At 69.9% G+C, this 24,871-nt stretch carries 26 protein-coding genes; 7 read left to right on the top strand and 19 right to left on the bottom strand.

Annotated elements, in window-relative coordinates; genetic code table 11:
- Nucleotides 1-23: 23 nt before the first annotated feature.
- The 9 genes from hprK to K4L06_RS00460 all read right to left on the bottom strand — a co-directional run bounded on the left by hprK (nt 24) and on the right by K4L06_RS00460 (nt 7,128).
- Nucleotides 24-974: an HPr(Ser) kinase/phosphatase gene (hprK, locus tag K4L06_RS00500; protein WP_221669525.1), complete on the bottom strand. Its 951-nt coding sequence runs from the start codon at nt 972-974 to the stop codon at nt 24-26.
- Nucleotides 975-1,068: 94 nt separating this feature from the next.
- Nucleotides 1,069-1,533: a PTS sugar transporter subunit IIA gene (locus tag K4L06_RS00495; RefSeq protein ID WP_221669524.1), complete on the bottom strand. Its 465-nt coding sequence runs from the start codon at nt 1,531-1,533 to the stop codon at nt 1,069-1,071.
- Nucleotides 1,534-1,587: 54 nt separating this feature from the next.
- Nucleotides 1,588-1,914, bottom strand: coding sequence for a ribosome-associated translation inhibitor RaiA (gene raiA, locus K4L06_RS00490; protein WP_221669523.1), 327 nt, complete (start codon nt 1,912-1,914; stop codon nt 1,588-1,590).
- A 227-nt stretch (nt 1,915-2,141) separates the two neighbouring features.
- On the bottom strand, nt 2,142-3,560 hold the full coding sequence (locus tag K4L06_RS00485) for an RNA polymerase factor sigma-54 (RefSeq protein WP_221669522.1): 1,419 nt from the start codon (nt 3,558-3,560) through the stop codon (nt 2,142-2,144).
- Nucleotides 3,561-3,635: 75 nt separating this feature from the next.
- The gene (gene lptB / locus K4L06_RS00480; protein ID WP_221669521.1) at nt 3,636-4,355 is read right to left on the bottom strand and encodes an LPS export ABC transporter ATP-binding protein; all 720 of its coding nucleotides are present in this window, start codon (nt 4,353-4,355) and stop codon (nt 3,636-3,638) included.
- Entirely contained in the window at nt 4,355-4,885 is a 531-nt protein-coding gene (lptA, locus tag K4L06_RS00475; protein WP_221669520.1) for a lipopolysaccharide transport periplasmic protein LptA, read from the bottom strand. Before lptA ends, lptB begins: the two co-directional genes overlap by 1 nt.
- A complete protein-coding gene (lptC, locus tag K4L06_RS00470) occupies nt 4,866-5,414 on the bottom strand; it encodes an LPS export ABC transporter periplasmic protein LptC (protein WP_221669519.1) in 549 nt (182 codons plus the stop codon). The genes lptA and lptC overlap by 20 nt, the downstream gene beginning before the upstream one ends.
- A gap of 11 nt (nt 5,415-5,425) precedes the next feature.
- Nucleotides 5,426-5,974: an HAD hydrolase family protein gene (locus K4L06_RS00465; protein WP_221669518.1), complete on the bottom strand. Its 549-nt coding sequence runs from the start codon at nt 5,972-5,974 to the stop codon at nt 5,426-5,428.
- Nucleotides 5,975-6,099: 125 nt separating this feature from the next.
- Entirely contained in the window at nt 6,100-7,128 is a 1,029-nt protein-coding gene (locus K4L06_RS00460; RefSeq protein WP_221669517.1) for a KpsF/GutQ family sugar-phosphate isomerase, read from the bottom strand.
- Nucleotides 7,129-7,327: 199 nt separating this feature from the next.
- On the opposite strand from K4L06_RS00460, the gene K4L06_RS00455 reads away from it, so the two are divergent.
- From K4L06_RS00455 to K4L06_RS00445, 3 genes are all read left to right on the top strand, one after another.
- Nucleotides 7,328-7,567 carry a BolA/IbaG family iron-sulfur metabolism protein gene (locus tag K4L06_RS00455; RefSeq protein ID WP_221669516.1) on the top strand — a complete coding sequence of 80 codons (240 nt, stop codon included), beginning with the start codon at nt 7,328-7,330 and terminating at the stop codon, nt 7,565-7,567.
- Between the two features lie 160 nt (nt 7,568-7,727).
- Complete coding sequence (gene murA, locus K4L06_RS00450) at nt 7,728-8,981, top strand: UDP-N-acetylglucosamine 1-carboxyvinyltransferase (RefSeq protein WP_221669515.1); 1,254 nt, start codon at nt 7,728-7,730, stop codon at nt 8,979-8,981.
- Between the two features lie 337 nt (nt 8,982-9,318).
- Entirely contained in the window at nt 9,319-9,981 is a 663-nt protein-coding gene (locus K4L06_RS00445) for an IS1595 family transposase (RefSeq protein WP_221669514.1), read from the top strand.
- A gap of 151 nt (nt 9,982-10,132) precedes the next feature.
- Here the strand turns inward: K4L06_RS00445 and K4L06_RS00440 are convergent, their stop codons facing one another.
- The 3 genes from K4L06_RS00440 to purN all read right to left on the bottom strand — a co-directional run bounded on the left by K4L06_RS00440 (nt 10,133) and on the right by purN (nt 12,300).
- Complete coding sequence (locus tag K4L06_RS00440; RefSeq protein WP_221669513.1) at nt 10,133-10,819, bottom strand: DUF3108 domain-containing protein; 687 nt, start codon at nt 10,817-10,819, stop codon at nt 10,133-10,135.
- Complete coding sequence (locus tag K4L06_RS00435) at nt 10,816-11,532, bottom strand: DUF3108 domain-containing protein (RefSeq protein WP_221669512.1); 717 nt, start codon at nt 11,530-11,532, stop codon at nt 10,816-10,818. Before K4L06_RS00435 ends, K4L06_RS00440 begins: the two co-directional genes overlap by 4 nt.
- A gap of 84 nt (nt 11,533-11,616) precedes the next feature.
- Nucleotides 11,617-12,300, bottom strand: a complete 684-nt coding sequence (gene purN / locus K4L06_RS00430; RefSeq protein WP_221673471.1) for a phosphoribosylglycinamide formyltransferase — start codon at nt 12,298-12,300, stop codon at nt 11,617-11,619.
- A gap of 219 nt (nt 12,301-12,519) precedes the next feature.
- On the opposite strand from purN, the gene K4L06_RS00425 reads away from it, so the two are divergent.
- Nucleotides 12,520-14,712: a tetratricopeptide repeat protein gene (locus K4L06_RS00425; RefSeq protein ID WP_221669511.1), complete on the top strand. Its 2,193-nt coding sequence runs from the start codon at nt 12,520-12,522 to the stop codon at nt 14,710-14,712.
- Between the two features lie 783 nt (nt 14,713-15,495).
- Here the strand turns inward: K4L06_RS00425 and K4L06_RS00420 are convergent.
- Together K4L06_RS00420 and purM are read right to left on the bottom strand one after the other, a co-directional pair.
- Entirely contained in the window at nt 15,496-16,107 is a 612-nt protein-coding gene (locus K4L06_RS00420) for a DUF2238 domain-containing protein (protein ID WP_221669510.1), read from the bottom strand.
- A gap of 223 nt (nt 16,108-16,330) precedes the next feature.
- Nucleotides 16,331-17,395: a phosphoribosylformylglycinamidine cyclo-ligase gene (gene purM, locus K4L06_RS00415; protein ID WP_343225709.1), complete on the bottom strand. Its 1,065-nt coding sequence runs from the start codon at nt 17,393-17,395 to the stop codon at nt 16,331-16,333.
- A 324-nt stretch (nt 17,396-17,719) separates the two neighbouring features.
- Here purM and K4L06_RS00410 point away from each other — a divergent pair, with 324 nt between their 5' ends.
- From K4L06_RS00410 to hda, 3 genes are read left to right on the top strand one after another with little or no spacing between them, the layout of a single operon-like run.
- Nucleotides 17,720-18,796, top strand: a complete 1,077-nt coding sequence (locus K4L06_RS00410; RefSeq protein ID WP_343225708.1) for a DUF2066 domain-containing protein — start codon at nt 17,720-17,722, stop codon at nt 18,794-18,796.
- A 3-nt stretch (nt 18,797-18,799) separates the two neighbouring features.
- Nucleotides 18,800-19,969: an AI-2E family transporter gene (locus K4L06_RS00405; protein ID WP_221669507.1), complete on the top strand. Its 1,170-nt coding sequence runs from the start codon at nt 18,800-18,802 to the stop codon at nt 19,967-19,969.
- The gene (gene hda / locus K4L06_RS00400; protein ID WP_221669506.1) at nt 19,966-20,691 is read left to right on the top strand and encodes a DnaA regulatory inactivator Hda; all 726 of its coding nucleotides are present in this window, start codon (nt 19,966-19,968) and stop codon (nt 20,689-20,691) included. The genes K4L06_RS00405 and hda overlap by 4 nt, the downstream gene beginning before the upstream one ends.
- A gap of 319 nt (nt 20,692-21,010) precedes the next feature.
- Here hda and bluB read toward each other — a convergent pair whose 3' ends face one another.
- The 5 genes from bluB to K4L06_RS00375 form a co-directional block, all read right to left on the bottom strand.
- Nucleotides 21,011-21,721: a 5,6-dimethylbenzimidazole synthase gene (bluB, locus tag K4L06_RS00395; protein ID WP_221669505.1), complete on the bottom strand. Its 711-nt coding sequence runs from the start codon at nt 21,719-21,721 to the stop codon at nt 21,011-21,013.
- Nucleotides 21,722-21,734: 13 nt separating this feature from the next.
- Nucleotides 21,735-22,229, bottom strand: a complete 495-nt coding sequence (locus K4L06_RS00390) for an O-acetyl-ADP-ribose deacetylase (RefSeq protein WP_221669504.1) — start codon at nt 22,227-22,229, stop codon at nt 21,735-21,737.
- 2 nt (nt 22,230-22,231) lie between these two features.
- Nucleotides 22,232-22,786 carry an RNA 2'-phosphotransferase gene (locus K4L06_RS00385; RefSeq protein ID WP_221669503.1) on the bottom strand — a complete coding sequence of 185 codons (555 nt, stop codon included), beginning with the start codon at nt 22,784-22,786 and terminating at the stop codon, nt 22,232-22,234.
- A gap of 70 nt (nt 22,787-22,856) precedes the next feature.
- On the bottom strand, nt 22,857-23,585 hold the full coding sequence (murU, locus tag K4L06_RS00380; RefSeq protein WP_221669502.1) for an N-acetylmuramate alpha-1-phosphate uridylyltransferase MurU: 729 nt from the start codon (nt 23,583-23,585) through the stop codon (nt 22,857-22,859).
- On the bottom strand, nt 23,582-24,613 hold the full coding sequence (locus K4L06_RS00375; RefSeq protein ID WP_221669501.1) for a phosphotransferase: 1,032 nt from the start codon (nt 24,611-24,613) through the stop codon (nt 23,582-23,584). The genes murU and K4L06_RS00375 overlap by 4 nt, the downstream gene beginning before the upstream one ends.
- Nucleotides 24,614-24,871 lie beyond the last annotated feature (258 nt).

Here is a 24,871-nt window from a genome sequence, read left to right as displayed (position 1 = left end):
GGGGTTGGATTCGGCCTCGGGGCTCACGATTCGCCACGCTCCAGGAAGTTGCTGTGCCGGGCGATGAACGCCGCGGCCGGGTCCAGGCCCTTCATGCGCAGGCTGTGCAAGCGCGTCGCCGCTTCGGTCAGCACGGCGAGGTTGCGGCCGGGCATGACCGGCAGGGTGATCATCGGCACGTCGAGGTCGAGCACGCGGCGGATGCCGGTGTCGCCGGTCAGGCGTTCGATGCCCGACGGCTGCGGTTCGCTCATCGGCCGGGTCAGGTGCACGATCAGGCGCAGGTACTTGTTGTTCTTGACCGCGGTGTCGCCGAACATCTGGCGGATGTTGAGCACGCCCAGGCCGCGCACTTCCAGCAGGTCCTGCAGCATGTCGGGGCAGGTGCCGTCGAGCACGTCGGGCGCGATCTGGGTGAACTCCGGCGCGTCGTCGGCGACCAGGCGATGGCCGCGGGTGACCAGCTCCAGCGCCAGCTCGCTCTTGCCCGAGCCGGATTCGCCGGTGATCAGCACGCCGATCGAATAGATCTCCATGAACACCCCGTGCAGGGTGATCTGCGGCGCCAGCGCGCGGGCCAGATGGTATTGCAGGTGATTGAGCAGCTCATGGCCGCGCCGCGGCGAGACCCACAGCGGGGTGTCGCTTTCCTCGGCGGCCAGGCGCAGGTCTTCGGGGCAGGGCTGGTCCTTGCTGATCACCAGCGCCAGCGGGCGGAACTGGATGATCTTCTCGATGGTTTCCCAGCGCAGGCGCGAGTCCAGGCCGTCGAGCCAGGTCAGTTCCTCGGTGCCGAGGATCTGCACCTTGTTCGGATAGATTGCATTGAGATAACCGGCCAGCGAAGGCCGCCGGGCCACCGTGTTGACCGCCTCGACCACCCGGCCGTCGCCGCGCTGGCCGGCGATCCAGCGCAGGTCGAGTCGGTCGCGCTGTTGTTCGAACAGGTCGCCTGCGCGGATGCTCTTGCTCATGGGGCCGCAGTGTACGAGCAAAGCGCCGCCGTGTCGCAGCCCGACCGCTGTCACGAATGTGTCGCGACCGGCGCCGCAACCGCGCGAACCGGACTCAGGCCGCGCTGCGCCGGCAGTGATCGAGCAGGCGGTCGGCGAGTTCGGCGCGGTCCGGCGCACTGCGCAGGCGTTCGCGGAAGCCGGCGTCGGCGAAGCGCTCGGCGAGCTCGGCCAACAGCTGCAGATGCTGTTGGATGTGGTGTTCCGGGATGGCCATCGCCAGCACCAGGTCGATCGGCTGGCCGTCGGCGGCGGCGAAATCGACCGGCGCGTTCAAGCGCAGGAAGGCGGCGCGGCTGGTTTCGACCAAGTCGGTGCGCGCGTGCGGAATGGCCACGCCGTGGCCGATCGCGGTGCTGGCGAGCCGCTCGCGCTCGCCCAGGCGGGTGCGCAGGGCGAGCGCGGCGGGAGAGTGGCCGTCGGCGAGCAGGCGGGCGGCCGAGTCGAGCACGGTATCGCGATCGCCGGGCTGGTCGAGGATCGCGACCCGATGCGCGCTCAGCAAATCGTAAAGCGGCATGACGGCGTGGATGGGTGACGCGGTGGGCGTTGCCTGTCTGGAAGCGTTATGGGCTCAGGCGATTTCGCCGTTGCGGGCCAGGCTTTCGCCGCGGTGATGATCGACCAGCTTGCTCTTGTGCTTCATCAGCAGGCGGTCGAGCTTGTCGGCGAGCAGATCGATCGCGGCATACATGTCGATCGCGGCGGCGTCGCAGTGCAGGGTGCGGCCGGCGAGCGAAACGGTGGCCTCGGCCCGATGGTCGGGCTTGTCCAGACTGAGCTGGGTACGCACGTCGAAGGGTTGGTCGTAATGGCGTTGCAGACGGGCCAGCTTGCTTTCCACGTAGTCGCGCAGGGCGTTGGTGACTTCGATCTGCTGGCCGTAGGTTTCGATACGCATCGGGGACCTCCTTCACGTCGCGGATGAATGCAGACAGGCTCAGGATCGGATCGCGGAGCGATCGCTCCGGAGCCTGGCTCACGCCCTGGCCGGAGCCAGGATGTCCAGCATCTCACTCTGGGCCGCAGGCGCAAGGGCCCGGCCTAGCACCTTGGTCGTAGGCCGGGCGCCGGGCATTGATTCGCAAGGATTTTTCCCGGCGGGTGGAATTTGCCGGGTGTGGCGGCCTAGCCGATGCGGACCCGGTCCTGCGAGGACGGGATGCTCATTGCTTCGCGGTACTTGGCCACCGTGCGCCGCGCCACCGGCACGCCGGTGGCCTTGAGGGTTTCGGCCAGACGCGCGTCGGACAAGGGTTTGCGCGGATTCTCGGCTTCGATCAGGCGCCGGATCATGGCCTGGATCGCGGTGCTGGAGGCCTCGCCGCCGGCGCCGGTGTCGATGCCGGAGGCGAAGAACGCGCGCAGCGGCAGGGTTCCGCGCGGGGTGCGCGCGTACTTGCGCGCGATCGCGCGCGAGACCGTGGATTCGTGCAGGCCGACTTCGTTGGCGACCTCGCGCAGGGTCAGCGGGCGCAGCGCGCTGTCGCCGAATTCGAGGAAACCGGCCTGCTGCTTGAGCAGGCAGCGGGCGACCTTGAGCAAGGTGTCGCCGCGCGCTTCCAGGCTCTTGAGCAGCCAGCGCGCCTCCTGCAGGTGGCCGCGCAGGTAGCTGGCGTCGGAGGCGCTGGCGTGGCGGATCATGCTCTCGTAGCCGCGGTGGATGCTGATCCGCGGCCGCATCGATTCGGCCAGGGCGACCCGCCACAGGCCGTTCTGGCGCCAGATCACCACGTCCGGGGTCACATAGGTGTCGCTGGAGACGGCGCCCATCTGCGAGCCCGGGCGGGGGTCCAGCGAGCGCAGCAACTGCACCGCGACTTCGACATCGGCGACGTCGAGCTTCAGTTCGGCGGCGATCCCGGCCGGGCCGATCCGCGGCAGGCGCTCCAGCGGGCCGTTGGCGATCTGCTGGGCCAGGGCCTTGCCCGGGGTGTCGTCGGACAAGGTGCCCAGCTGCAGATTCAGGCATTCGGCCAGCGAGCGCGCGCCGGCGCCGACCGGGTCGAAGCGCTGCACCTGGTGTAACACGGTGATCACTTCTTCTTCGCCCGGAGCCGGATTCAGCTCCGCAGCCAGCGAGGCGACGATCGAATTCATCGGCTCGCGCAGGTAGCCGTCGTCGTCGATGGCCTCGATCAGGGCCACGCCGATGCTGCGGTCGCGCGCCGACAGCGGACTCAGGTGCAACTGCCACAGCAGGTGGTCCTGCAGGGTTTCGGCGTTGGCGACCTGCTCGGCGGCGGGCGTTTCGTCGTCGTGGTCGGCCGGCCCGACCCGCTCGTACCAGGTCTCGCCGTCGTCCATGGTCCATTCCGGCTCGGGCGTCGGCGCCTCGGGGCCGTCCTCGGCGCCGGCCGTCGGGCGCGGTTCGTCCTCGCCGCCGGCGGAGGGCTCGGTCCAGTCGAGCAGGGGATTGCTCTCCACCGCCGTCGCCAGCTCGGCTTCCAGCTCCATAGCCGACAATTGCAGCAGGCGGATCGCCTGCCGCAGTTGCGGCGTCATTACCAGCTGTTGTCCGAGTGCGGCTTGGAGGCGGGGCTTCATGATCTTGGGCTGGTGCGATGGCGATCGGCCGAGTCGCACGCCTCGGGCGTCGTTTCGCGCCCGGCAACCGCTAGGTTACAGACGGAAAGTCTCGCCCAGGTAGACCCGGCGTACGTCCGGATTGGCCAGCAGCGCGTCCGGAGCCCCCTGCGCGAGCACGCCGCCGTCGTTCAGGATATACGCCCGGTCGCAAATGCCCAAGGTTTCGCGGACGTTGTGGTCGGTGATCAGCACGCCGATGCCGCGATTCTTGAGGTGGCGCACGATTCGCTGGATCTCGCCGACCGAAATCGGGTCGACGCCGGCGAAGGGTTCGTCGAGCAGCATCAGGCGCGGGCGCGCGGCCAGGGCGCGGGCGATCTCGACCCGGCGCCGCTCGCCACCGGACAGGCTGGCGCCGAGCTGGTCGGCGACGTGGGTGACCTGCAGCTCGTCCATCAGGCTGGCCAGCTCGCGTTCGATCCCGGCCTTGTCCAGGTCCTCGCGCAGCTCCAGCACCAGGCGCAGGTTGTCGGCCACGCTGAGCTTGCGGAATACCGACGGCTCCTGCGGCAGGTAGCCGACGCCGTACTTGGCCCGGGCGTACATCGGCTCGGCGGTGATGTCCTTGCCGTCGAGCACGATCTGGCCGGCATCGGCCGGGACCAGGCCGACGATCATGTAGAAGCAGGTGGTCTTGCCGGCGCCGTTGGGGCCGAGCAGGCCGACCACTTCGCCGGCGTCCAGGGTCAGGCCGAAGTCGCGCACGACCTCACGCGCGCGATAGGCCTTGCGCAGGCCCTGTGCGACCAGCATCAGCCGCCTCCCTTGGCCGGCTCGGCGGTCTTGTTCTTGGGCAGCATGCGGATGTTGACGCGGCCGCCGGTGCCGCCGCTCTCGACCTGGCCGGTCTTGGAGTTGTAGACGATGCGCTCGCTCTTGATGGTGTCGCCGTTCTTGTCGACGTAGGCGTTGCCGGTCAGGACGATGGTGTCCTTGGGTATGTCGTACTCGATCTTGTTGGCGCGGCCGTTGAACGGCGAGCCGTCGTCGAGCTCCTGCTTCAGCGTCGCCTGCGAGCCGGTCAGGGTGACGAAGCTGGGTTCGCCGCCGGCGCGCTTGATGTCGGCCTTGGCGGCATTGATGATCAATGTGCCTTGGGTGATCTTGACGTCGCCGGTGAGCACGCAGGGGCCGGAATCGTTGCTGATCGAGCAATTGCTGCTGTTGGCGCCGGCGTCCATCGGCTGGCTGCGGTCCGACGAGCGTGCGAACGCGGCCGCCGGCGCCAGCGCGAGGGCGGCGGCCAGGCACAGCGCGGGCCAGTTAGCGGGCTTTCGCTTCATAGCGGACCTTGACGTTGGGGATGGTGATGTTCTTGGTTTCGAGATCGGCCTGCAGTCCCGAGCCGGTCATTATAGTGCCCGGCTGAATCAACCTGACCGGAACCGCCGAAGTGGCCTTGTTGGCGTCGGGGAACACGTTCAGTTCCTCGGTGGCGATGTTGATCGGCTTGCCGTCGGCGTTGGTGCTGTCGGCCTTGACCTGGCCGCGCAGGCGCAGCTCGTCGCCTTCGGCGCTGACCCAGCCGCGCTGCGAATGCACTTCCCAGGGCCCGCCGTTGCCGCCGGCGCGCGGCGGCACCAGGAACACCGGGGTGGCGATGTCCATGGTCTTCTGGTTCGGGTCGCGCTCCAGCTTGGGCGCTCGCATGGTGAACGATTCCTTGCCCTGCTTGTCCAGCACCACCACTTCGAAGTCGTTGAGCACGTAGTCCGGGCGCACTTCGCCGCCGGCGCTGCCGGGCTTGTCGCGTTGCGACCACAGCGCCCAGCCGCTGAGCGCGGCGGCCGCCATCAGGATCAGGATCAGCATCCCGCGCCAGCTCATCCCAGCGCCCCCGCCAACGCCTGCTCGGCGTGGCCCTGCGCGCCCAGCAGCAGATCGCACAGCTCGCGCGCGGCGCCTTCGCCGCCGCGGGCGACCGTGCGCCAGTGCACCCGTTCGCGCACCCAGGGGTGGGCGTTGGCCGGCGCCACCGACAGGCCGACGTGCGGCAGCACGCGCAGATCGGCGAGGTCGTCGCCCATGAAGGCGACCTGGTCCAGGCCCAGGCCCAGGCCGGCGGCGATCTCGCTCACGCAGGCCAGCTTGTCGGCGACGTCGCCGTGCGCGGTCGCGCCGAGCTCGGCCGCGCGCTGGGCGGCGATCGCGCCGCCGCGCGCGGTGACGAAGTGCACCGCGATGCCGAACCGGCGCAGCAAGGCCAGGCCCTGGCCGTCCTGGACGTGGAAGCACTTCGACTCGCGCCCTTCGCTGTCGTAGATCAGCCGGCCGTCGGTCAGGGTGCCGTCCACGTCGAAACAGGCCAGGCGCACGCGCGCGGCGCGTTCGCGGATTTCGGCGGGGTAGTCGTTGAGGTGGCTGTAGGGCATGGAGCCGGGAATGGGGAATGGGGAGTCGGGAATTGGGAATCGGGAATCGGAGAATCAAATGCCGGGGATTGAAGCGCCGAGAACCGCTGTCCGATTCCCTATTCCCGATTCCCCATTCCCGGCTGTTAAACCACCCGAGCGCGCAACAGGTCGTGAATATTCAAGGCGCCGACCACGCGGCGTTCAGTGTCGACGACCAGCAGGCCGCTGATCTTGTGGGTTTCCATCAGCTGCGCGGCTTCGACCGCGAGCGCGTCGGCGCCGATGGTCTTGGGCGAGCGGGTCATGACTTCGGCGATCCGGGTCGAACGCAGGTCGACGCCGGCGTCGTCCAGGGTGCGGCGCAGGTCGCCGTCGGTGTAGAGGCCGATCAGGCGGTCCTCGGCGTCGACCACCGCGGTCATGCCCAGGCGCTTGTGGCTCATCTCGACCAAGGCCTCGCTGACGCTGGCGTCGGCGGACACCCGCGGCACGTCTTCGCCGGCGTGCATGATGTCGGTGATGTGCAGCAGCAGGCGCCGGCCGAGCGCGCCGGCCGGATGCGAGCGGGCGAAGTCGTCGGCGGTGAAGCCGCGCGCGTCGAGCAGGGCGACCGCGATCGCATCGCCCATCGCCAGCGAGGCGGTGGTGCTGGAGGTCGGCGCCAGGTCCAGCGGGCAGGCTTCGACCGGCACGCTGACGTCCAGGTGCACGTCGGATTCGCGCGCCAGGGTCGACTGCGGCCGGCCGGTCATCGCGATCAGGCGGTTGCCCTGGCGCTTGAGCACCGGCAGCAGCATCAGCACCTCGTCGCTCTCGCCCGAGTAGGACAGGGCCAGGACCACGTCGGCGTCGGTGATCATGCCCAGGTCGCCGTGGCCGGCTTCGCCCGGATGGACGTAGAAGGCCGGGGTGCCGGTCGAGGCCAGGGTCGCGGCGATCTTGCGCGCGATATGGCCGGATTTGCCCATCCCGGTGCAGACCACCCGGCCGTGCGCGGCCAGGATTAGCTGGCAGGCGGCGGCGAAATCGCCGTCGATGCGCGCCGCCACCGCGTCCAGCGCCCGTCCCTCGATCTCGAACACCCGCCGGCCGCTGGCGGCCAGGCTGGCGTCGGCGACGCCGGCGGGCGGAAGCGGGCGGAGGTCGGGCGCGGGGCGGGCGTTGGGGGTCATGGGAAAGGCCGTTTCTGTGGTCGCCATTCCGGATCGCAGGGCTTTCCGCTAGGCTAATCCGTCAATTCTAAGCGGTTCGCCCGCCCAGCGCCGGCCCCAGCGGCCGCGGCCGCCGGGCGGCGGCCACCCCGCATTCAGCCGACCCGGCCGCGTATCGCTGCGGCCCGCCCGGCCGTCCCCACCACCAGAGGTTCCTGCCGTGAACGCCGACATCATCCGCACCCTGATCGAACAAGGCCTGCCCGGCGCGCAAGCGCAGGTGCGCGGCGACGACGGGGTCCACTTCGAAGCCACCGTGGTCGCCGAGGCCTTCCGCGGCAAACTGCCGCTGGCCCGCCACCGCCTGGTCTACGCGACCCTGGGCGAGCGCATGGGCGGCGAGATCCACGCCTTGGCGCTGAAGACGTTGACGCCCGAAGAGGCCGGGAATCGGGAATAGGGAATCGGGAGTCGGAGAGCGGTGGCGCGGCGATCTGCAAAGCCTGCGGACGCGCCGATCGATTTCAGCGCTTCTTCGCACTTCATCGTGACCTCACCCGTTTGCGGCAATCTGCTTTAGACCATTCCCGATTCTCCATTCCCTATTCCCGGCTCCCAAAATGCAAAAAATCGTGGTCGAAGGCGGCCAGCCGCTCAACGGCGAAGTCCAGATTTCCGGCGCCAAGAACGCCGTCCTGCCGATCCTGTGCGCGACCCTGCTGGCCGACGCTCCGGTGACGATCCGCAACGTGCCGCGGCTGCACGACGTGCTGACCACTGCCAAGCTGCTCGGCGAGCTCGGCGCCGGCGTGCATAGCGAGGGCGCGACGATCACCGTCGACCCGACCACGGTCAACAGTCATGTCGCGCCTTACGAACTGGTCAAGACCATGCGCGCCTCGGTGCTGGTGCTGGGGCCGCTGCTGGCCAAGTACGGGCAGGCCGAGGTTTCGCTGCCGGGCGGTTGCGCGATCGGTTCGCGTCCGGTCGACCAGCACATCAAGGGCCTGCAGGCGCTGGGCGCCGAGATCACGGTCGAGAACGGCTACATCAAGGCCCAGCGCAAGGGCCGGCTGAAGGGCGCGCGCTTCGTGTTCGACGTGGTCACCGTCACCGGCACCGAGAACGTGCTGATGGCGGCGGTGCTGGCCGAAGGCACCAGCGTGATCGAGAACGCGGCGATGGAGCCGGAGGTGATCGACCTGGCCGACTGCCTCAACGCGCTCGGCGCCAAGATCGAGAACGCCGGCAGCGGCCGGATCGTGGTCCACGGCGTGGAGAAGCTGCACGGCGGCGGCCACGACGTGCTGCCGGACCGGATCGAGACCGGCACCTTCCTGGTCGCCGCGGCGATGACCGGCGGCCGCGTCACCGTCACCGGCAGCCGCGCCGATACCCTGGATGCGGTGCTGGACAAGCTGCGCGACGCCGGCGCGACGATCGAAGTCGACGGCGACCGCATCACCCTGGACATGGGCGGCCGCCGCGCGCGCGCGGTCGACCTGGTGACCGCGCCGTATCCGGCGTTCCCGACCGACATGCAGGCGCAGTTCATGGCGCTCAACTGCATCGCCGAGGGCGCCGGGGTGATCAACGAAACTATCTTCGAAAACCGCTTCATGCACGTCAACGAACTGCTGCGCCTGGGCGCCGACATCCGCGTCGACGGCCACACTGCGGTAGTGCGCGGCGTGCCCAAGCTCAGCGGCGCGCCGGTGATGGCGACCGACCTGCGCGCCTCGGCTTCGTTGATCCTGGCCGGCCTGGTGGCGCAGGGCGAGACCACCATCGACCGCATCTACCACCTGGACCGCGGCTACGAGAACATCGAGGCCAAGCTGTCCAAGTTGGGGGCGAAGATCCGTCGGGTGTGAGCCGGCGGCGACAGCGGTTCGACGACTCGCCCCTCGGATAATCCGCCCCCTTTGCAAAGGGGGCTGCGCCTTGCGTCGATCGGTTTTGCGGTGGATCGGCTGGCGCGGGGGGCTGGGTCAGGTCGCGGTGATCGGGTGGAGCAAAAGCAAATCCCCCCTGGCCCCCCTTTTTCAAGGTAATTCCCTACGAATCTGGACCAGATTAGGCTGGTTCCAGATGCAAAAATGTCCTGTTTGCCAACGTGCGCGGCCATGGAAATTGAGCGATGGACGGCTCAAGTGCCGGGCGTGCGCCCATCGCTTTCGTCCGGCCGTCTTGGCCTGGGAATCGGTCCGATTGAGCGCTTCCCAGAAGCGGCAACTGATCGAACGTTTCGCTCTGGGCGTACCGGTCTACCGGCAGCGATTCCGGCCCGTATGCAGCCCGGCCACGGCAGAAAAGTTCTACCGCGTCCTGCGGGCTTGCTGCGCCTTCGAAGAGCAGTGGCGAGGGCCGTTCGATGGGGTCGTGGAATGCGACGAAACTACGTTTGGCGGCATACGTCATGGCAAAACCGGTTGGGGCGCCGCCGGCAAGGTGATCGTGTTCGGCATCGTCAAGCGCAACGGCCAGGTCAAGGCCATGCCGATCGCGGCGCACGATCGCGACAGCGTGATGCAGCAGATCGAGGCGCACACCCGCGAAGGGTCGCTGTACTACACCGACCGCTGGCAGGCGTACGCCACGCTGAAGCTACGAGGCGACCACGTGATGATCCGCAAGGAGAAGGGCAAGCCGGTCGGACGCGACCACATCAACGGCATCGAAGGCTTCTGGAGCTACGCCAAGAACTGGTTAGCCCCGTACCGTGGGGTGCCCCGCCAATTCTTCCATCTGTATTTGGGTGAAGTTTGCTACCGCTACAACCACCGGGCCGAAGACCTGCAAGCCTTGCTGGACAAGGCTCTGCGGGTCATAGACCTTGACCAAATCACTCCACTTTTGGTCCAGAAACGTTAGGAATTACCTTTTTCAAAGGGAGGAACAACAGCGGCAACGGCATGTGGCCGGATGGTCGTCCTCGAAGCGTCCAGGTAAAGAAAAGCCCCGCCGAAGCGGGGCTTTTCGTTTGCGTGCGTCGTTCATGCGCGCTTGCGGCGGCGCAGCGGGATCAACGCACCGACTGCACCCGCAGGTCGATCGCGTCGCTGCCGTTCTCGCGTTGCAGGATGCGCACCGGCACCGGCACGCTGGGCACCACCCAGGCGATGGTTTCCTTGTCGCCGTTCTTGCTCGAGACCTTGGTCGCCTGCTGCGACTTGCCGGCGACGTTGATCGCTTCCTTGCCGACCACGGTGTAGGTCAGCTGCTTGACCCGGCCGCCTTCGACCATGCGGTAGCTCATCGGCTTGCCGGCGGCGGCGTCGCGCACGATCGCCAGGTTGATCAGCAACGCGTCCAGGTCGCCGGTCTGCAGCTGGATCGGGCCGGCGCGGTCGGCCTTGACGTCGCCGGTCCAGGTGGCGACGCCGCGGGTCCAGTCGTAGCTCGCGGCGGTGTTCTTCTTCTTGGTCAGCACCTTGCTCGAGTCGCTGCCGCTGATCGGGCGCAACTTGCCGGCGTTGTCTTCGAAGGTGGTCGACTGGCGCAGTTCGGCCAGCGGGCTGGAAATCGACAGTTCGTACTTCCAGCGCTTGCCGTCGGCCGGGGCGACGGTCATGCGTCCGGCGCCCTGCATGCCCATGTAGCTGGCCGAGTAGTCGGCGCTGAACGGCTTGACCGCCAACGCGGGGGCGCTGACCGCGGTCAGCGCGACGGCGGCGAGCAGGCCGCGCAGCGTGGTGTTGCGGATCGTCATTCGTTGGCTCCTTTGTATTCGACCAGGCGCAGGTCGTAAGTGTCCTGGCCGTTCTCGCGTTGCAGGATGCGCACCGGCGTGGGAACGCCGTCGACCACCCAGATCGAGGTTTCCTCGTTGCCGCTCTGCACCCGGTTCACGCGCATCGCATTGAAACTCATGTCGTCGACCTTGACCCCTTCCAGCTCCTGCGCCACCACATATTGGTGCGGACGGGCGCGGCCGGAATCGACGAAGCGGTAACTCAGCGTCCTGCCGGGTTGGGCATCGCGCACCACCGCCAGGTTGATCAGCAGGCCGCTCATGTCGCCGTCCTGCAGCGCGATGGGCTTGCGCCGGTGGTCCTTGACGTCGCCGCTCCACTGCGCGCTGCGTTTGTTCCAGTCGTACACGCCGTTGACGACGCGCTTGGAGAACAGCAGCTTGCGCACCAGGGTCTGGCTCAGCGGCCGATACACATCGCCGACGGTGTCGAACCGCGTGCTCTGCTGCGCGGCCGCGCCGGCCAGGCTCATCATGCCGTGTTCGGCGCGGATGTCGAGGTCGATGCGCCAATGGCCGCTGTCGGGCTTGACCTGCATGGTCGCGTCGCCCAGCGCCTTGCCGCCGTTGAACACCTGGTAATGGGCGACGAACGGCTCCAGCGCGGCCGCGCCGGCGGGCGAGGCGGCGCCGAACAACGCGGCGGCGAACAAGGGCAGTAGCGACTTCATGACGACGCGGAGATCCTGGGCTCTCGTGAATGCTGCGCAAGCGGCGCATGTCGGGCGACACGCGCGCTGCGGCCGGGCGCTGGGTCAGGCCGCGATGCCGGTGGCCGGATGGGTCAGATCGCCGGCGAAATCTAAACGCAGCGGCGTAAATAGCGGATGACCGTCGAGGGTGACGGTTGCACCGTGTTCAGCCAGGCGGCCGCTCACCGCCAGTCTCATTACCGCCAGCAACAGCGGATGTTCGACCGCGAGCACGCGTGCGGCCAGCGCATCGGCATCGTCAGCGGGCAGGACCGGCACCACCGCCTGCGCGATCACCGCGCCGGCGTCGAGTTCGGGAATGACGAAATGCACACTGCAGCCGTGCTCGGCTTCGCCGTCGGCGAGCGCGCGCGCATGGGTGTGCAGGCCGCGGTATTTGGGCAGCAGCGAGGGGTGGATGTTGATCATCCGGCCGCGGAAGCGTTCGACGAAGGCGTCGCCGAGGATGCGCATGTAGCCCGCGCACAGCACCCAGTCCGGGCGTGCGGCGGCGACCGCGTCGGCCAGGTCGGCGTCGAAGGCTGCACGGTCGGGGTAGGTCTTGGCCGCGGCCGACCAGCGCAGCGGCGGCGGCACGCGTTGCAGCGCGGCCGCGGTCGGCCTGTCGGAGAACACCCCGACCACCTCGCCGGCGAGGCGGCCGGCGGCGATCGCGTCGAGCACCGCCTGCAGGTTGCTGCCGCGGCCCGAAGCGAGGACGGCGATCCGGGGAAGCGGCTGGGTCATTGCGGCGGCGAGGCGGGAGCGGAGCCGCATTTTAGGCGATCCGGCCGGCTCGCGGCCGGCGCTTCGCCCTCCGCCCGGCCCCGATCGCACCGGCGAAGCTGAACGCACGACTGTGACGCAGTCGCCGAAGACGGCATGCGACACCGTCCGGTCCGCCGCGGTCGCTTTCGCTGCGGCCGCGGATCGGCAAAGCTGCGGCCAGCGGACAGGGAGCGGAGCGTGGCTGAAGACAGGGGCAGCCCGTGGCGTCGGGCGGCAGTGTGGAGCGCGGTTCGAATCGCGGTTCTGATCGGCGGCGGGCTGCCGGCCTGGGCGCAGGCGCAGGCGGTCGACGGCGCGCCGGCGTGCAAGCCGGTCGACGCGCCCACGGTTCGCGCCGATCCGCAGGCCTGCCGGCGCCGCTATCTGTTGCAGGGCGTGCGCGAGTCCGACCTGCAAAGCCTGTACCGCGCCGCCGACGCCAAGCGCAGCGGCGGCGACTTCGACGGCGCCGCGGACGCGTTGGATTGCGCCGAGGCGGTCGCCGGCGCCGATGCCGGCTGGCCGGCCGATTACGAACTTGTGCGCCGGCGCGGCGTGCTCGATTACTACCGCGAATGCACGGTCGAGGCCTTGACCCGGTTCCGCCGCGCGCTGCAGCTGGCGCAACGCCACGAAGACCGGGCCGCCGAGGCCAAGAGCTGGAACAACGTCGGCTCGGCGCTGCGCCGGCTCGGCGACTACCGCAGCGCCCTGCAGGCCTTCCTCAGCAGCCTGCAGGTGCAGCGCAACGCGCGCGAGCCGGCGCCGGGGCCGGTGCTCAACAACATCGCCGACATCTACCGCGACCTCGGCGACACCGCCAACGCCCAGCGCCATTACCAGCAGGCCCTGGGCGAATTCCGCCGCATCGGCAACCGGATCGAGGCCGCGCACGTGCTGCAGAGCCAGGGCGCGCTGGCCCTGGAGGCCGGCGACCCGGCCGGCGCCGAACGCCTGCTCGAACAGGCCTTGGCCGGCTATGTCGAGGCCGGCGAACGCACCTATCAGCTGCGCCTGTACGCCGAACTGGCGCGGGTCGCGCTGGCCGGCGACGACGCCGCTAAGGCGCGGCGCTGGAGCGAGCGCGGCCTGGCCCTGGCCGCCGCCGACGGCACGCGGCCGCCGGCGCCGCTGCAGTTGCAGGCGGCGCGCGCGGCGCGTTCGCTGGGCGAGCCGCGCGCCGCGCTGACCCGGGTCAAGGACGCGCTGGCGCAGTTGCCGGCGCAGGACAGCGACCGGCCGGCCCTGCTGGCCGAATTGGCCGCCGACCATGAGGCCCTGGGCGAGTGGCCGCAGGCACTGACCGCGCTGCGCGAGTCGGAAACCGCCGCGCGCCACCTGCGCGAGGCGCGCTACGACCGCGAAATGAAATGGATGCAGCTGCGCTTCGAAACCGCCGAGCGCGACCGCACCATCGCCGCGTTGGCGGCCGAGAACCGCCTGCGCGCGGCCAGCCTGCGCCAGCGCACCCTGGCGTTGTGGCTGACCGCGGTGTCGGCGGTGGCGGTGGTGCTGGGCCTGATCGTGTTCTTCCTGCGCCGCCAGCAGCGCGCGCGGCTGGCCGAGGCGGCGCGGCAGGCGCGCCTGGCCGAAGAAGTGGATTACTACCGCCGCGCCGCGGCCGACCTGGGCGTCGACCGCACCCGGCTGCAGGCGGCGCTGGACAGCCGCGAGGACGCGGTGCTGATCCTCGACGCCGGCGGCCAGGTGGTCGCGGCCAACCGCAGCGCCGGCCGCTTGCTCGGCGAGACCGGCGGCGGCGCCAGCACGCTGCCCGGACGCTCGTTCGGCGAACTGCTGGACGAACCGGCCGCCGGTGCGCTGGCGCAGGCCCTGGCCCGGCTGGAAGAATCCTCGACCCCGCAGCGTTTCGAGTTCCGGCCGCGCGACGGCGAGCGGCTGCAGGCGCGGCTCAGCGAGACCGGGCAGGGCGAGGGCTCGGTGGTGCTGGGCCTGGATCCGCTGGCGCCGAGCGCCGAGGCCGCCGTCGCCGAACCGGTGCCGGGCCCGGCGCCAATCCCTGTCGAACCCGTCGAGGTCGAACACGAGGTCGGCGACGAGGAAATGCGGTCCTCGTTCCGGCGCGCCCTGGTCGAGCTGATGCTGGCGGTGGTCGAAGCCTGGGAGCGCAGCACTGGCCAGGGCCGGCTGGAGCTGGCCGAGAAGAGCCGGATCTGGCGGGTCACGGTCGACGACGGCCGGCTGCGGGCGCGGGCGATGGAGCGCTACCTGAGCCTGGCCAAGCTGCCGCGCCAGCCGCGCTGGCGCGACGTGCTGCGCTCGGGCTACTACGTGCTGGCCGAGTGCCCGCTGGAAGAGGCGGTGCGCAGCGAACTGCAGCGCCATGTCGATGCGGTGCTGACTTATACGCGGCGGCACGCCTTGGTTTGAGGCGGGAATGGGGAATCGGGAATCGGGAATCGGCAGAGCCAGCGTTCTGCTGTTCCGATTCCCGATTCCCCATTCCCGATTCCCGATTCCCAAAAAACGCTTAAGCACCAATCGCTTACGGATCAAATATACCCGCTGCGTCCCGATTCGATCCCGGCTCGTTCCTCGTCAGCGGCGGTCGGCGGGGGTAGAAATGTGCCGGGCCGAACGACGCCGACGCCACGGCTGAGGTCGGTCCGACCGGAGCCGGACGGGCCTGCCAGGAGGGCGGGCGCCGACGGGACTTCAGGGCGATCGAATCGCTGCCGGGTTCGATCGTCTGCGGCCAGGACGGCCGCCAAGTCGACGGTCGCCGCGACCAGGGGACCCGCCTCACGGTGGGAGAGGGGGGCGGCGACCGTCGGCGACCGGCAACGAACACGACAACGAAGAACGCGGTCGGTGCGCCGGCCGGTGCGGCCTGCGGGCCGTCACGGACACCGGCAGGGCGCCGGGCCGCGGTCTTCGAAGGTACAGGGACGTACCACCCGCGCCGCGACGGCAGGAAGCTGCTGCGGTCAGGTGTCCGACGACGCTGCGGGGAGTGGCCGGTCCGGCGGGGAGACACCGGAACCGGCAAGGCGGGCCATGGCGGAACGACGCCGCCATGGCCCGTCGATGGATGCAGGGGCCGCGCGGACCCGTCCGATCCGGGCCCGGCTGGATCGCGGATCGCAATGCCGCGGACGATCGATGCCGACGCGCCCGACGGCGCCACGCGACGCCAGCGAGTGGCGCAGGCCGCTAGCGCGCGCCGCGGCTGCCGCGCGGCCAGGCCGCCAGCGCGCCCAGGCTGGCCAGGAACATGTCGACGTGCGCATCCCAGACATCGCCCTGCTGGCCGTTGTAGGACTCCGCGTCCTCCGGCGACATGGTCAGCGCGATCGCCCACTCGACCCATTCGTAGATCAGGCTGGTGCACATGATCGCCGCGACCGCCAGCACGAAGGCCTGGCGCGCGCTCAGCGCCGGCCAGCGCTGGCGCAGGTACTCGCGCACCGCCGGGGCGAAGCAGACCCCGTAGAGGAAATGGATCAGCCGGTCGAAGTGGTTGCGCTGGAAGCCGAACGCGCGGTCCAGCGACCAGCCGCCGGTCAGCCATTGGATCCAGCGGTCGTAGGGCACGTAGGAATACAGCCAGCGCGCGGCGATGCAGTGGGCCAGCATGAAACCGCAGATCGCCAGGAAGTGGCCGTCGCGCAGCGGCCAGCGGCGGTCGTGGCGCCACAGCCAGAGCAGGCCGACCACGGTCAGCACGCTGTGCATGCCTTGTTCGAACGGGCTGGTCGGCGCGATCCAGGTCAGCGCGAACACCAGCAACACCACGGCCAAAGCCGACTTCTTGACGAGGTTCATGCACACCGAAGGAGCGAAGGGAATCGAGCGAGCTTAATTCCCCGCGTCGCGTTTGGGGGCGCTGTACGAACGGGCTGTCGGTGCAGGCTAGGGACGCAGGGCGTTAAGCGCATGCGCTTAATGCCCTCCGTCCCTTCGTAGAACAGGCCCTTCGCAGCAGTAGGCGCAAACGAAAACGGCGGGCCGAAGCCCGCCGTTTGTGGCGATCGATGGCCGGCGCCGATCAACCGATATGCACGCGCTCGCCGCCGGCGTGGGCGACGACTTCGCCGATGCGCCAGTGGGCCAGGCCCAGCCGCGCCAGATCGGCCTCGGTCGCCGCGACCGCTTCGTCCGGCACCACCAGCACGAAGCCGATGCCGCAGTTGAAGGTGCGCCACATTTCCTCGCGCGGCACCGCGCCTTCGCGCTGCAGCCAGTCGAACACCGGCGGCAGGGCCCAGGTGGCGGTGCGGATGTCCAGGCCGAGGCCGTCCGGAATCACCCGGATGATGTTCTCGGTCAGGCCGCCGCCGGTGATGTGGGCCATGCCATGGATCGAATGCTCGCCGCCGTTGGCGCGCAGCAGCTCCAGCACCGGCTTCACGTACAGCGCGGTCGGCGCCATCAGCGCGTCGATCAGGCGCACGCCGCCGACGGCGACGTCGCCCGGCCGGCCGGCGCGGTCGAAGATCCGGCGGATCAGCGAATAGCCGTTGGAGTGCGGGCCGCTGGAGGCGATGCCGATCAGCACGTCGCCCTTGCGCACGCGCGCGCCGTCGAGCAACTGCGACTTCTCCACCGCGCCGACGGTGAAGCCGGCCAGGTCGTACTCGCCGGGCGGGTACATGTCGGGCATTTCCGCGGTCTCGCCGCCGATCAGCGCGCAACCGGCCAGTTCGCAGCCCTTGGCGATGCCGCCGACCACGGCCACGGTGGTGTCGACGTCGAGCTTGCCGGTGGCGAAGTAGTCGAGGAAGAACAGCGGCTCGGCGCCCTGCACCAGCACGTCGTTGACGCACATGCCGACCAGGTCGATGCCGATGGTGTCGTGGCGGTTGAGTTGCTGGGCCAGCTTGAGCTTGGTACCGACGCCGTCGGTGCCGGACACCAGCACCGGCTCGCGGTATTTGCCCGACAGGTCGAACAGGGCGCCGAAGCCGCCCAGCCCGCCCATCACCTCGGGACGGAAGCTGCGCTTGACCAAGGGCTTGATGCGTTCGACGACCTCGTTGCCGGCGTCGATGTCGACGCCCGCGTCGCGGTAGGTCAGCGGCTTGGGAGAGGTGTCGGAGGAGGAAGCGGTCACGGCGGCCCCGGGGTGGTCGCGGAGGGAAGCCGACGATTTTAGCAGGCTGGGGCGGGGCAGGAGTGAGCGGATAGGCGTCGGCAGATAGCGAAAGCCAAGCCGGCCGGGCTTTTCGCTATCTGCCGGCGCCCATGGGCTATATCCCGCTCCGCACCCCATTCAGCCCCGCAATGGACTCCCCGCCCCGCCTGCGGCACCATTTCGAACCTTGAGCGCCGTCGTCCGGACCGGTTCCGGCGAGCGGTCTTCGGGCCGGGCCGGCGGCTCGCAACGCGGGCGGGAAGCCCGCTCCACAGACAGATAGGGACAGCGATGGGCTGGTCGATGGGTAAGGCAATCCGGGGTTGGACGATCGCAGCGCTGCTGCTGGCGAGCTTCGCCGCCGGCGCGCAGCGGGTCGAGGGCGATCGCGCCCAGGCCGAAGGCGCGTTCTCGGCCGAGGTCCAGGTCAACGGCCAGGGCGAAGCCGAGCGCAACGGCGCGATGGCGCGGGCCCTGGCCCAGGTGCTGGGCAAGATGTCCGGCGACCGCGGCGCGGCCGGCCGCCCCGGCGTCGGCCAGGAACTGCGCCGGGCCAAGGACTACGTCACCGGCTACGACTACCGCCAGGACGAAGGCGTTTCCGCGGTCACCGGCGCGCCGACTTTCCAGACCACCCTGGTGGTGAATTTCGATCAGGCCAAGGTCGAAGCCCTGGCCTCGACCCTGGGCCTGCCGGTCTGGCCGCAGCCGCGGCCCAAGCCGGTGCTGTGGATGGCGATCGACGACGGCAGCGGCCCGCGCCTGGTCGGCCTGGCGCAGGCCAACGCCGCGCGTTCGGCGCTGAACCGCGCGGTCGACCGCGGCTACCGCCTCGGCCTGCCCAGCGGCAGCGCCGCCGAACAGGCCACCGTCGGCGCGATCTGGCGCGGCGACAGCGCCGCCGTGGCCCGCGCCTCGGCCCGCTACAGCCCGCCGATGCAGCTGATCGGCAAGGTCTACCGGGTCAAGACCGGCGGCTGGAAGGGCGACTGGGTGTTCGTCGACGGCGGCAAGACCCTCAACAGCTGGTCGACCACCGACGCCGATGCGCGCCGGGTCATGGCCGGCGGCGCCGACGGCGCGGCCGACGCGCTGATGAAGCGCTACGCCAAGCGCAGCGTGGCCGGCCCGCCGGGCACCTACCGGGTGGTGTTCAGCGGCGTGCACAGCGCCGAAGGCTATATCCGCCTGTCCGGCTATCTGCAGGGCCTGCCGGTGGTGCGCAAGATGACCCCGGTGCGGGCCACGCCCGACAGCGTCGAGTTCGATCTCGAGCTGCTGTCCGGCCTGCCCGGCCTGAAGCGCATGGCCGATACCGGCGGCACGATCGAGGCCCTGGAAGGCCTCGAAGGCCAGCCGACCGTCTACCGGCTGCGCTGACCGATGCAGCGCGCGCCTGTCGACGACATCGCCCTGTTCCTGCGCCGCCTGCAATGGGCGGCGCTCGGCGTGGGCGCCTGCTGGTTGCTGTGGGTGCTGGCCCCGGTGCTGACTCCGTTCGTGATCGCGGCCATGCTCGGCTGGCTCGGCGATCCGCTGGTCGACCGGATCGAACGCACCGGCCGCTCGCGCAACACCTCGGTGACCCTGGTGTTCACCTTCATGGCGCTGCTGGTGGTGCTGGTGCTGGTGATCCTGGTGCCGCTGATCGAACGCCAGATCAGCACCCTGATCGTGTCGCTGCCGCGCTACCGCGAATGGTTCACCGCCACCGCGATTCCGTGGCTGGAGCAGCGCACCCGCCTGGAAATCAGCGACTGGCTGGATCTCAACCACCTGATCGAGCTGGTGCGCAGCAACTGGGAGCGCGCCGGCGGCTTCGCCACGACCCTGCTCGGCTACCTGTCGCGCTCGGGCTTCGCCCTGATCGGCCTGGTCGCCAACATCGCCCTGCTGCCGGTGCTGACCTTCTTCTTCCTGCGCGACTGGGACGTGCTGGTCGACCGCGTCGCCTCGTTGATCCCGCGCGATTACCTGGCCACGATCAGCCGCCTGGCCAAGGAGTCCGACGAGGTGCTCGGCGCGTTCCTGCGCGGCCAGTTCCTGGTCATGCTGGTGCTGGGCGTGATGTACGGCGTCGGCCTGTGGGGCGTGGGCCTGGACCTGGGCATCCTGATCGGCATCGTCGCCGGCCTGCTGACCTTCGTGCCCTACCTGGGCCCGGCCAGCGGCATCATTCTCGGCGTGATCGCCGCCCTGGTGCAGTACGGCGACTGGAAGCACGTGCTCGGCGTGCTGGCGGTGTTCGGCGTCGGCCAGGTGGTGGAAAGCTATTGGCTGACCCCGAAGCTGGTCGGCGACCGGATCGGCCTGCATCCGGTCGCGGTGATCTTCGCCGTGCTCGCCGGCGGCCAGTTGTTCGGCTTCCTCGGCATGCTGCTGGCGCTGCCGGTGGCCGCGGTCGCCAACGTGCTGCTGCGCTATGCGCAGGAGCGCTACACCCACAGCCGCCTGTACGCAGGCGAGCACCCCACCATCCTGATCGATCCGGCGCGTGCGCCGGTCGTGCCCAAGGCGGACGACGCCGGTCGTACGGAGCGCGAAGTCGAGTGAGTGTTCCGCAGTTGCCGCTGACCCTGCGATATCCGCCGGATCAGCGTTTGGAAACCTATGTGGACGCGCCGGAGGGAGCGATCGCGCAACTGCGCGCGCTGGCCACGCATACCCACGAGACCGCCGGTTACGTCGATCCCAGCGGCGCCGACTGGGTTTATCTGGCCGGTCCGTCCGGGGTCGGCAAGACCCATCTGCTGCTCGGCGCCTGCGCCGAGGCCGACGCCGCCGGGCGTCGCGCCGCCTACCTGCCGCTGGCCGCCGCGGTCGGCCGCCTGCGCGAGGCCTTGCACGCCCTGGAAGGCAACGACCTGCTGGCGCTGGACGGGATCGAGGCCATCGCCGGCCGGCGCGAGGACGAGATCGCCCTGTTCGATACCCACAACCGCGCCCGCCAGGCCGGCATCGCCCTGATCTACGCCGCGCGCGAAAACCCCGACGAGCTCGCCCTGACCCTGCCGGACCTGCGCTCGCGCCTGTCGCAATGCACGCGCATGGTGCTGACGCCGCTCAACGACGAGGGCCGGGCGCAGGTGCTGCGCCAGCGCGCGCAGCGGCGCGGCCTGGCGTTGGAAGAGGCGGCGCTGGAGTGGCTGCTCAAGCGTACCGACCGCGACCTGGGCGGGCTCACCCAGACTCTGGACAAGCTCGACCGCGCTTCGCTGGCCGCGCAACGCCGCATCACCGTCCCGTTCCTGCGCCAGACCCTGGGCGCGGATTGAGCGCGCTTCTGGCGGCTTCTAAAGGGTAGGAGCGGCGCCCCACAGGGATTTCCTTCGGTCACAAGCCGCGACCGCGGGACGCGCAGCAGAAACAGGGCCCGATGCCGTCGATCGAAGCCCCGGGCCATCGCCTGTAGGAGCGGCGTCAGCCGCGACAGCCGCAGCGGTGTTCGCGAGCGTTGCGGCCGAAGATCGGATCTAAAGCCGCGCTATCCAAGGACGCGTTGGTGCGTGGCGTCGCGGGCTTCGGGTCGCCGCGTGGTATCGCGCCGCTTCGGTTGGTCGCGGCTCACGCCGCTCCTACAGGAAGTTGTGGCGCTCAGGCCTGCGCGTCGCCTGGCGCGACCGCCGCGCGCAAGGCCTCGTCCTCGATCGCGCCGCCCCAGCCGTTGCCGTGGATCAGCTCGTGCAGCGGCAGGCGCGAACGCCAGCCCTGCGCTTCCAGTTCGGGACGCGGCAGGAACTCGCTGACATAGCCCAGGCACAGATAGGCCAGCGGGAACACGCCTTCGGGCAGGTTCAGCGCGCGCGCCAGTTCGGCCGGTTCGAGGATGCTGACCCAGCCCACGCCGATGCCTTCGGCGCGCGCGGCCAGCCACAGGTTCTGCACCGCCAGGCAGGCGCTGAACAGATCCGCGTCGAGCAGGGTGTTGCGGCCCAGCACGTGCGGCCCGCCGCGCTGGCGGTCGCAGGTGATGCACAGGTTGACCGGACTGTCGACGATGCCTTCCAGCTTCAGCCGCCGGTACAGCGTCGCGCGTTCGTCGCGGTAGTTCGCCGCCGCCTCGGCGTTGGCGTCGTCGTACAGCGCCTTGATCCGCCGCTTGAGCGCCGGATCGTCGACCAGAACGAAGTCCCAGGGCTGCATGAACCCCACCGACGGCGCGTGGTGCGCGGCGCGCAGCAGGCGCGCCAGCACCTCGGCCGGAATCGGATCCGGACGGAACTGCGAACGCACATCGCGGCGTTCGAAGATCGCCCGGTACAGGCCGCGGCGTTCGTCGTCGGAGAAGCGGTGGTCGGCGCTCATGCGGGCACTCGGTTCAATCCAGCAGGGCGGCGTACGCGGCCCGATCGGCCTCGGAGTAGCAACAGAACACGACTTCCTCGACCCCGCCGCCGGCATGCGCGCGCGCCGTGTCGATCGCGATCCGCGCCGCGGCCTGCAGCGGATAGCCGTAGATTCCGGTGCTGATGCAGGGAAAGGCGATGCGACGCAGACCGTGGCGTTCGGCCAGGGCCAGCGCGTTGCGATAGCAATCGGCGAGCAGCTCGGGTTCGCCCTGGTCGCCGCCGCGCCAGACCGGGCCGACGGTATGGATGACGTAGGCCGCGGGCAAACGATAACCGCGGGTGAGCTTGGCCTGGCCGGTCTTGCAACCGCCGAGCAGGCGGCATTCGGCGACCAAGTCCGGGCCGGCGGCGCGATGGATCGCGCCGTCGACGCCGCCGCCGCCGAGCAGGGACGAATTGGCGGCGTTGACGATCGCGTCCACGCCCAGCGTGGCGATGTCGGCGCGGATCGCGTGCAGCCGCATGCTCAGTCTCGCGCCGGCCAGTCGATGAATTCCGGCGCCACCGCGTCGGTCAGCCAGACGCCGTTTTCGGATCGGAAGAAGCTCAGGCCGCGCGCGTGCATGTCGCCGGCGCGAACCGACAGCACCAGGGCCTTGCCGTGGCGGCTGCCGACCTTGATCGCGGTGTCCGCATCGGCCGACAGGTGCACGTGCTGGCGGCTCTGCTTGATCAGGCCGAGGTTGCGGATCGACTTGGCGAAGCGGGTCGCGGTGCCGTGGTAGAGCACGGCCGGCGGCGCCAGCGCGGTCAGCGCCAGGTCGATCTCGATCGAGTGGCCCTGGTTGGCGCGGATGCGGGTGCCGTCGGCGCTGATCGCGAAGCGCTGCTTGTCGTTGTCGCGCACCACTTGCTCGATCAACGCGCGCGTCACCGGCTTGCCGTCGGCATTGGCCAGGCGGATCAGTTCGTCGAGGTCGGCCCAGCCGTTGCCGTCGAGGCTCAGGCCGATCGCTTCGGGTTCGTGGCGCAGCACCAGGCTGAGGAACTTGCTGGTCTTGGTGAGGTTGACGGCGGTCATGGGATTCCGGTTCGCAGGGAGGAGAGGCTGCGGTGGTTCAGACCGCGCGATATCGATTCGTTGGTTGCATTCAGCCGTGCGCTGCCGCGATCAGCGCGGCGTCGAGTCGCTGCAGGCGCTCGGGCGTGCCGACGTCGGTCCAGCGGCCGCCATGGTGCGAGCCGCTCAAGCGGCCGGCATCGGCGGCGGCGCGCAGCAACGGCACGGTGCTGAAGCGCGGCGGGTCCAGCCCGGCGCCGGCGGCGTCGCCGAGGATCTCGCGCCAACGCTCGAACAGCGAGGCGCGATACAGGCCGATGCCGGAATAGGTCAGTTTTGCCGCGCCTTCGTTGCCGATGCGGCCGTCGTTGCCGAGATGGAAATCGCCGTGCGGATGCTGGGCCGGATTGTCGACCAGCAGCAGGTGCGCATCGCCGTCGAACGCGCGCGGCAACGCGGCGAAGTCGTAGTCGGTCCAGATGTCGCCGTTGGCGACCAGGAACGGCGCGTCGGCGGCGACGCCCTCTTGCAGCAGCGACAGCGCATGCAGCATGCCGCCGCCGGTTTCCAGCGGCGTCGCGCCTTCGTAGGAGTAGCGCAGCCGCAAGCCCCAGCGCGCGCCGTCGCCGAGCGTGGCCGGAAACTGTTCGGCCAGCCAGGAGGTATTGACCACCACCTCCTCGACGCCGAGCGCGGCGAGCTTGTCCAGGTGCCATTCGATCAGGCGCTTGCCGCCCACGCTCAGCAAGGGCTTGGGCGTGTGCAGGGTCAGCGGGCGCATGCGCTCGCCCAGGCCGGCGGCGAAGATCAGTGCCTTCATGCCGGCGCGCCGTCGAGCGCAGCGTTCCGGGCCAGGGCCGGACGCACGTAGCGTTCGACGATCTCGGCCAGCGGCGCCAACTCCGGATAGCGCGGCAGCACGACATCGAGATAGGCCAGGAAACGCGGCGCGTCGGCCAGGTACTTGGGCTTGCCGTCGCGATGGTGCAGGCGCGCGAACAGGCCGAGGATCTTGATGTGGCGCTGCAGGCCGGCGAAGTCGGCGTCGCGGCGGAAGCGCGCATAGTCGGGCAGGGCGATGCCGGCGGCGACGGCGCGCGCGTGGTAGCGCGCCAGCCAGGCTTCGACGCGCTGCTCCGGCCAGCTGACGAAGGCGTCGCGGAACAGGCTGATCGGGTCGTAGGCGATCGGGCCGCGCAAGGCGCCCTGGAAGTCGATCACCGCCAGGCCTTCCGCCACCGGCATCAGATTGCGCGGCATGAAGTCGCGGTGGATGAACGCCTGCGGCTGCGCCAGCACGTTGTCGAGAATGCGCCGGTAGGCCAGGTCCAGCCGCTCCAGATCGCCGCAGTCCAAGGTCAGGCCGAGGTGGCGGCCGAGGAACCACTCGTCGAACAGGCGCAGCTCGCGGCTGAGGAAGGCCTCGTCGTAGGGCGGCAGGTCGTCCGGGCAGGGCAGGGCCTGGATCTTCAGCAACTGATCGAAGGCCTGCTCGAACAGCGCGTCGGGATCGGCTTCGCCGGCCTCGACCGCCTGCAGGAAGGTGCGCTGGCCCAGGTCTTCCAGCAGCAGGAAGCCAAGCTGCGGATCGGCCCGGAACACCTGCGGCACGCGCACCCCGCCGGCGGCCAGCACTTCGTGCAGGCGCAGCCAGGGACGCGGATCTTCCAGCTCGGGCGGCGAGTCCATCACGATCACGCTGGCGCCGTCGCCGGTACTGCCGCGCCAATAGCTGCGGAAACCGGCGTCGAACGAGGCGCGGACCAGATCGAGGCGGTCGTCGCCGGTCGCGGCGCGGGCCCAGGCCAGGCGGGCGGTGTCGCGGTCGGAAGGGGACGGCTGGGTCATGCAGGCTCCATGCGGCGAAGGCCGCAGGCGCACAGGGTAGCCGCCCGCGCCGCGTTGGCAACCTCACGCGTTCAGGGGCAGCAGCGGCGCGAGCCGCGACCGCGCGTCCATCGGCGCCGGCACCGCGGTCGGAGCGCAGCGCCGGCGCAGGCGTCGGTTCGCCGTCTTCATGAAACGGCGCGGCAATCCATCGCCGCAAAAGGTGTAGGGCGAAGCCCACGTCGCCGTCGTCCGGATGCAGTCGCCACCGCTGCTTCC

It is taken from the genome of Lysobacter sp. BMK333-48F3 (assembly GCF_019733395.1).
GTDB lineage: Bacteria > Pseudomonadota > Gammaproteobacteria > Xanthomonadales > Xanthomonadaceae > Lysobacter.
The sequence above is the reverse complement of the archived record's forward strand: the minus strand, read 5'-3'. Positions and strand labels throughout refer to the sequence as shown.